At 70.9% G+C, this 6,847-nt stretch carries 5 protein-coding genes; 3 read left to right on the top strand and 2 right to left on the bottom strand.

Features of this window, described 5'->3' with window-relative positions; translation table 11 throughout:
• Nucleotides 1-157 precede the first annotated feature (157 nt).
• Together ACIQG9_RS01615 and ACIQG9_RS01610 are read right to left on the bottom strand one after the other, a co-directional pair.
• Nucleotides 158-1,351 (bottom strand): endo-1,4-beta-xylanase, encoded by a 1,194-nt coding sequence (locus ACIQG9_RS01615; RefSeq protein ID WP_400397240.1) that lies wholly within the window; start codon nucleotides 1,349-1,351, stop codon nucleotides 158-160.
• 347 nt (nucleotides 1,352-1,698) lie between these two features.
• Nucleotides 1,699-3,324 (bottom strand): glycoside hydrolase family 43 protein, encoded by a 1,626-nt coding sequence (locus ACIQG9_RS01610; protein WP_400397237.1) that lies wholly within the window; start codon nucleotides 3,322-3,324, stop codon nucleotides 1,699-1,701.
• Between the two features lie 245 nt (nucleotides 3,325-3,569).
• Between ACIQG9_RS01610 and ACIQG9_RS01605 the strand changes: the two genes are divergently transcribed.
• Genes ACIQG9_RS01605 through ACIQG9_RS01595 form a run of 3 tightly spaced genes read left to right on the top strand, consistent with a single transcriptional unit; the run spans nucleotide 3,570 to nucleotide 6,752 of the window.
• Nucleotides 3,570-4,862 carry an extracellular solute-binding protein gene (locus tag ACIQG9_RS01605; RefSeq protein ID WP_400397234.1) on the top strand — a complete coding sequence of 431 codons (1,293 nt, stop codon included), beginning with the start codon at nucleotides 3,570-3,572 and terminating at the stop codon, nucleotides 4,860-4,862.
• A gap of 55 nt (nucleotides 4,863-4,917) precedes the next feature.
• Nucleotides 4,918-5,916 carry a carbohydrate ABC transporter permease gene (locus tag ACIQG9_RS01600; protein ID WP_400397232.1) on the top strand — a complete coding sequence of 333 codons (999 nt, stop codon included), beginning with the start codon at nucleotides 4,918-4,920 and terminating at the stop codon, nucleotides 5,914-5,916.
• Nucleotides 5,913-6,752, top strand: a complete 840-nt coding sequence (locus tag ACIQG9_RS01595) for a carbohydrate ABC transporter permease (protein WP_400397229.1) — start codon at nucleotides 5,913-5,915, stop codon at nucleotides 6,750-6,752. The genes ACIQG9_RS01600 and ACIQG9_RS01595 overlap by 4 nt, the downstream gene beginning before the upstream one ends.
• Nucleotides 6,753-6,847: the final 95 nt, after the last annotated feature.

Below are 6,847 nucleotides of genomic sequence, written 5' to 3'. Positions count from 1 at the left end.
GTGGGGGGGCGGCGGGGGGGGGGGGGCCCGCCCCGGGGGGGTCCGCGGGTGGGGGGGGGCAAAAACCGGGGGGGGGGGGGCGGGGGGGGGGGGGGGGGGGGCCCCCGCCCGGGCCCCCCCCCGCACGGGTCGAGGCCGGCGTCGGCCTCCGGCGCGGCTACCGGCGCGGCCTCGGGGTGACCCGTGGCCGCACGTACGGCGGCCCGGCGTAGATGAGGTCGGCCTTCATCAACTGGTACGCGCGCTTGGGCTGGTAGTTCTCGTCGTAGATGGTGGCCAGGCCCTGCGGCGGGTCGTCGAACCAGCCGGGCACCCAGGAGTGCCGGTCGGTGAAGCCCCAGACGGTGAACGACAGACAGCGCGGTTCGGCCAGGCACGCCTGTAGCAGGACGTGGAAGTTCGCCGCCGATGCCTGTAGGCGCGGATTGATCTCCTCGGAGTCGCCGGCCTGCACCCGGTCGGTCAGCCGGCTGCGCACGTCGACCTCGGTGAACGCGGTGGCCAGGCCCAGCCCGGCGAACCTGTGCAGCGCCTCGGCGACCTGGATCGGGTCGTAGTTGCCGTACTGGGTGCCCAGGTGGCCCTGGCTGCCGACGCCGTCGATGGGCACGCCCCTGGCCAGCAGGCCCCGGACCATGTCGTGGACGAACTGGGTCTTGTCGTCGGCCGGGTTGCCCGAGCCGAACGCCTCGATGTTGTAGTCGTTGTAGAACAGCAGGGCCGTCGGGTCGGCGGCCCGCGCCCAGCGGAACGCGTCGGCGAGGTAGCCCGGCCCGAGGTGTTCCGCCCAGAAGCCCTTGTAGTGCAGGGCGGGCGGGTTGTCCCAGGGGTCGCTGACGGCCTCGTTGACCACGTCCCACTGCCAGATCCGGCCCCGGTAGCGGGTGACCACGGCGGTGATGTGGTCACGCAGGATCCCGCGCAACTGCGCGGTGCTGATGGAGCCGTCGGCGACCCCCGCGGTCAGCCAGGCCGGTAGCTGGTTCTGCCAGACCAGCACGTGTCCGCGGATCCGTTGGCCGTCGCGGCGGGCGGTGGCGACGAACTCGTCGGCCGCGGCCCAGTCGTAGCCGCCCCGGGTGGGTTCGAGCGACTCCCACTTCATCACGTTCTCGGCGGTGACCGTGGAGAACTCCTCGCGCACGAGCTCCCGGTACCGGGGATCGGCGGGGTCGTTGAGGGCGGCCATGTCGACCGCGGTGCCGATGTACAGGCCGTGGCGCAGGCCGAGCGCCCGCAGACTCTGGGCGGCGGGGTCGTACGGACGTTCCGCTACGGCCGGTACGGCGCTCAACACGCCGACGGTCGCGGCGGCGACCATGCCGGCGGCTATCCACCGTCTGAGCATCATCCGCGTTCCTTTCGCGAGGCACGTCGACGGGTCGACGGGCGCGGGGCGGGGGAGTGGCGGGCAGTGCCCACGGCCGTGGGCGTGGCCGGCCGGCCGGAACCTACCGATAGTCACCGATCGATTTCCGGAAGTTGACTGGAACGTTACGAGCGGATCCGCTCCCCGGTCAACCACCGAAACTTCCGGAGACCCTGCTCACCTGGTCGCCGGCCCGCCGGATCACGGTCGAGAGTTTTCGGGCCGTACCCCGGTGGTGGCGGGGTCGTGCGTGGCCCCCGGCCGGCCGTCGCGCCCGACCGCGACCCGCCCCGACCAGGTCGGGGCGGGTCACGGTCCGGTGCCCCCGGTCAGTGCTCCCGGTAGGTGGCCAGGTCGAAGTCGGCGTACCCGCCGTCGCCACCGAGGTCCTGCACCCACAGGCCGAGGAACGCCCCGGTGAAGCCCCACGCCGCCGGCTCCCCGTCGATGATCAGTGCGGCGTGCTCGTCGGACAGGATGGTCGCGTCCAGGTCCACCGGAAGCTGCCGCCAACCGGAACCGAGGTCGTGGGCGAAGCGCACGACCGGTCCGTCGAACACCGCCCGCAGGCCGACCCGGGCGACGCCGGTGGCGTCGACGGCCAACTCGGGGTACGCCGTGCGCCGCCCGTTGTCGGAGCTGAGCAGCTCCAGCACCGTGCGCCCGTCGTCGGCCCGGGTCAGGTAGAGGTGGTGCCAGTTGAGGGTGTTGTAGTAGGCGGTGATCCCGGCGAGCTGACGGTGGTCGACCGGGTCGAACTCGACCACGGTCTCCAGTGCGCAGTGCGGGGCGCCGACCCGCCGGGCGACCAGACTGGGCGTCTGGCGGCCGACCGGGGACTGCCCGCCGTGGACCCGCAGGTGCGACGGGCGGGACCGCAGGTCGACCCAGTCCTCGGTGGCCGGTCGGCGCAACGTCGACCAGCACGGGCCCAGCTCGCCGGCGTCGAAGTGGTCGGTGGCGGGCTCCGCCGGCCACGGGTGCGCGGGCAGGTCGGGCGCGGGGACCTCCTCCGCCGGCACACCCCCGGGGATCCGGGGCCAGCCACCCGACGGCCACTCGACCCGCTGGATCGCCGTCTCCCGCCCCAGCACGCAGCTACCCAGTGGTGAGTAGGGGCGGCCGACCAGGTGGGACAGGTACCACCCGTCGTCGGGGGTGCGGACCAGGCTGCCGTGGCCGGCCTTCTGCAACCGCAGGTCGGGCCGGCCCACGGAGGTCAGCAGCGGCCCGTCCGGGTCCACCTCGTACGGCCCGAACAGCTCGCGGGAGCGGGCCACCGTGACCTGGTGCTCCCAGCTCGTGCCGCCCTCGGCGGTGATCAGCCAGTACCAGCCGTCGTGGCGGTACAGGTGCGGACCCTCGGTGACCCCGACCGGGGTGCCGGTGAACAGCAGCCGGGGCCGGCCGACGAGCCGGCGCGCGGCCCGGTCGTACTGCTGGATCTCGATGCCGCCGAAGCGGTCCCGGCCGGGTCGCCAGTCCGCGCTCATGCTCAGCAGCCAGCTCGTGCCGTCGTCGTCGTGGAACAGCGCGGCGTCGAAACCCCGCCCGTGCAGCTTCACCGGATCGGACCAGGGGCCGCCGATGTCGGTCGCGGTGACCAGGTAGTTCTGCGGGTCCCAGTAGCCGCTGGCGAAGCTGGCCACGTCGCTGTAGACGAGCATGAACTCGCCGTCGTGCCAGGTCAGGTCGGGCGCCCACACGCCGTTGGAGTCGCCGCAGCCGCGCAGGTCCAGCAGTCGGCGCTCGGTGATGATCCCGCCCAGGGGGCGCCAGTGCACGAGGTCGCGCGAGTGGTGCAGGCGCACTCCCGGGTACCACTCGAAGGTCGAGGTGGCCAGGTAGTAGTCGGCGCCGACCCGCAGGATCGACGGATCCGGGTGGAATCCGGCGAGGACGGGATTGCGGATCGACCGGGCAGCGGTCGCCACGTCAGCGGTCTCGGTCGACAAGGGGTCTCCTCTGTGCGCTCTCTGAAACTTCCGGACTTGTGTTCCAGGTTCTGTGGAAGTCCTGCCCACGCTAGCCGCTTTCATCGAGATAGGACAGACGTCTTGACCGGCGCGGAAAGTACTCGTAGCGTGCCGGCCATCGATCGGTAATACCGGCGAAGCATTGAAAGTTCCGGAGTTCCACGTTCGAATCCCGCCGGCTCGACCGGCGTCCGAGCACCTCGTGAGTCCCGAAGGGATGGATCATGACAGCGCACCTCTCCCGCCGAACGCTGCTCGGCCTCGTCGGCGCCGGTACCGGCGCCTACCTGCTCAGCGCCTGTAGCGACGGGGAGTCCGGCGACCCGGACGGCCCGCAGACCATCAACTGGTGGCACATCCAGAACACCGACCCGATGCTGCCGGTGTGGGCGGCGATGGCCCAGGAGTACCACGGCGCGCACTCCAACGTCACCGTCAAGATCCAGCCGTTGGAGAACGAGGCGTTCAAGACCAAGCTGACCACCGCCACCCAGGCCGGTTCGCCACCCGACCTCTTCCAGTCCTGGGGCGGCGGCGTGCTCCAGCAGCAGGTGGACGCGGGTCTGGTCAAGGACCTCACCGCCGACGTGCAGCCGTGGATCGGCGGGCTGCTGCCCGCCGCCGTCCAGCCGTTCACCATCGACGGCAAGATCTACGGCATCCCGTTCGACGTCGGCATGGTCGGCTTCTGGTACAACAAGGACCTCTTCGCCAAGGCCGGCATCACCGCCGCGCCCACGAACTGGGCCGGGGTGCTCGACGCGGTCCGCAAGCTCAAGGCGGCCGGCACCGTCCCGGTCGCGCTGGCCGGCAAGGACAAGTGGCCGGGCCACTACTACTGGGCCTACCTGGCGATGCGCATCGGCGGGCTCGGCGCCCTGCAACAGGCCGCCAAGGACAAGAACTTCGACACCCCCGACTTCGTCGCCGCCGGTGAACGGCTCAAGGAACTGGTCGACCTGCAACCGTTCCAGAAGGGCTTCCTCGGCGCGGAGTACGGCTCCCCGGACGGGCAGGCCGCCACGATGGGCAACGGCGGTGCGGCCATGGAGCTGATGGGCCAGTGGGCCCCGTCGGTACAGGCGTCCAGCTCCACCAGCAAGAAGGGGCTCGGCGACAAGCTCGGCTTCTTCCCGTTCCCGGTCGTCGACGGCGGCAAGGGCGCCGCCTCGGAGGCGTTCGGCGGCGGCAACGGCTTCGCCGTCGGCAAGGACGCCCCCGCGTCCACCGTCGACTTCCTCAAGTTCCTGCTCAGCGCCGACAACCAGCGCAAGGCCGCCCAGACCGGTGCGGTGCTGCCGACGGTCAAGGACGCCGCCTCGGCCATCGCCGACCCGAACAACAAGATCGTCGCGGAGAACCTGGCCAGCGCCACCGGCTTCCAGCTCTACCTCGACCAGGCGTACCCGCCGGCCGTCGGCCAGCAGGTCAACGACAGCGTCGCCGAACTGGTCGCCGGCAACAAGTCGCCCGCGCAGATCGTCAAGGACATCACCCAGGTGGCGAAGAGCCAGTAGCCATGACCAATCCCCACCGATCCGTAGCCGGCGGCGAGAACCGAGTGGAGCAGGCATGACCAGGCCATCGACCGTGCCGCAGGGATGGCGCGGCGACCCGGCGACCGACCCGCCGGCACCGGGGCCGGGCACCGCGCGACAGCGCGGCCGCCAGCCCCGGTCGGGCCGCCGGGGCACCCTCGCCGCCTTCCTCACCCCGTCCCTGGTGCTGTTCCTGCTGCTGGTCGTCGCGCCCATCGTGGTGGCCAGCTACGCCAGCCTCTACAAGTGGAACGGCTTCGGCCTGCCGGAGAACTACGTCGGGCTGGACAACTACACCCGCGCCTTCGCCGACCCGACCTTCCGTGGCGACCTGTGGCGCGGCCTGGTGCTGATCGTGCTGGCCGTGGCGGTCCAGCTACCCGTCGCGCTGGCCCTGGCCATGCTGCTCAACCAGCCGCTGCGGGGCCGGGCCGTCTACCGGCTGATCTTCTTCGCCCCGTACGTGCTCTCCGAGGTCACCACGGCCGTGCTGTTCACCCTGGTGTTCTCACCCAACCGGGGGCTGGGTGACACGATCGCCCGGTGGCTGGGCGCCGACGCGGGCACCATCTTCGGGGACCCGGACACCGTGCTGATCGCCGTCTTCCTGGTGGTCTCCTGGAAGTACTTCGGTCTCTACATGATCCTCTTCCTGGCCGCCCGGCAGGGCATCCCCAAGGAGTTGTCCGAGGCGGCCGTCACCGACGGCGCCAGCGCCTGGCAGAGCTTCCGGCACGTGACCCTGCCGCTGCTCGGGCCGACGATCCGGATCAGCGTGTTCCTGTCGGTCATCGGCACCATCCAGCTCTTCGACATGGTCTGGGTGCTCACCGGCGGCGGCCCGATCCACGCGTCGGAAACCATGGCGGTGACGATGTACCAGTACGGCTTCCGCCGCTTCGAGGTCGGCTACGCCAGTGCGATCAGCATCGTCATGTTCGTCCTGAGCCTCGTCTTCGCCCTCTTCTACCAGCGCGTCGTCCTGCGCCGGGACACCGAGGGCGCGATCACCAACCAAGGAGACCAGCGATGACCGGCACGGCGAATCCTGCCCTGCGGACCCGCCGCCTCGTGCTGCACCTCGGCTGTGTCGCCGTCGGCGCGCTCATCGTCGTACCGGTCTGGTTCGGGGTGCTCGGCGGGTTCAAGGACAACGGGCAACTCTCCACCAACCCCCTCGGCTGGCCCGACCCGTGGGTGCCCGGGAACTACACCGGCATCCTCGCCTCCGAGGTCTTCTGGCGGCAACTGGGCAACAGCCTGCTCATCGCCGTGACCAGCACGCTCGTCGTCGTCGTCGCGGCGGCGATGGCCGCGTTCGTCTTCGCACGCTTCGCCTTCCGGGGCCGGGAACTGCTGTTCACCCTGTTCGCGATCGGCCTGATGTTCCCGTTCGCGGTGGCGATCCTGCCGCTGTTCGTCCTGCTGCGCGGCATGGGCCTGCTGGACAACCCGCTCGGGGTGATCCTGCCCCAGGCCGCCTTCGGGCTGCCGATCACCATCGTCATCCTGAGCCAGTTCTTCCGCACCATCCCCGGCGAGGTCGAGGAGGCCGCGATCCTCGACGGATGCGGCCCCTTCGGCTTCTTCTGGCGGATCCTGCTGCCGATGGCCCGCCCCGCCCTGGCCACCGTCTCCGTGCTGGCGGTCGTGAGTAGCTGGAACAACTTCATGCTGCCGCTGGTCGTCTTCACCGACCAGAGCTGGTGGACGCTCCCGGTCGGGGTCCAGGCGTTCCAGGGCCAGTACGCCGACGACACCGCCCGGGTGCTCGCCTACGTCGTGCTGTCCATGCTCCCGGCCCTGGGCTTCTACGCCGTGGCCGAACGCCAGCTCATCGGCGGCCTGGCCGGCAGCGTCAAGGGGTGAGTCCCCTCCGCTGCGATAGCCTTCTGCGACCGTAGGTTCCAGCCAGACGAAAGGGCGGACCGTGGGCTCCGACAACGGCCGAAACGTCACCATCG

Source organism: Micromonospora sp. NPDC092111, from assembly GCF_044755745.1.
Lineage (GTDB): Bacteria > Actinomycetota > Actinomycetes > Mycobacteriales > Micromonosporaceae > Micromonospora.
Note: the sequence above shows the minus strand (reverse complement) of the source record. Positions and strands in the feature narration are given on the sequence as shown.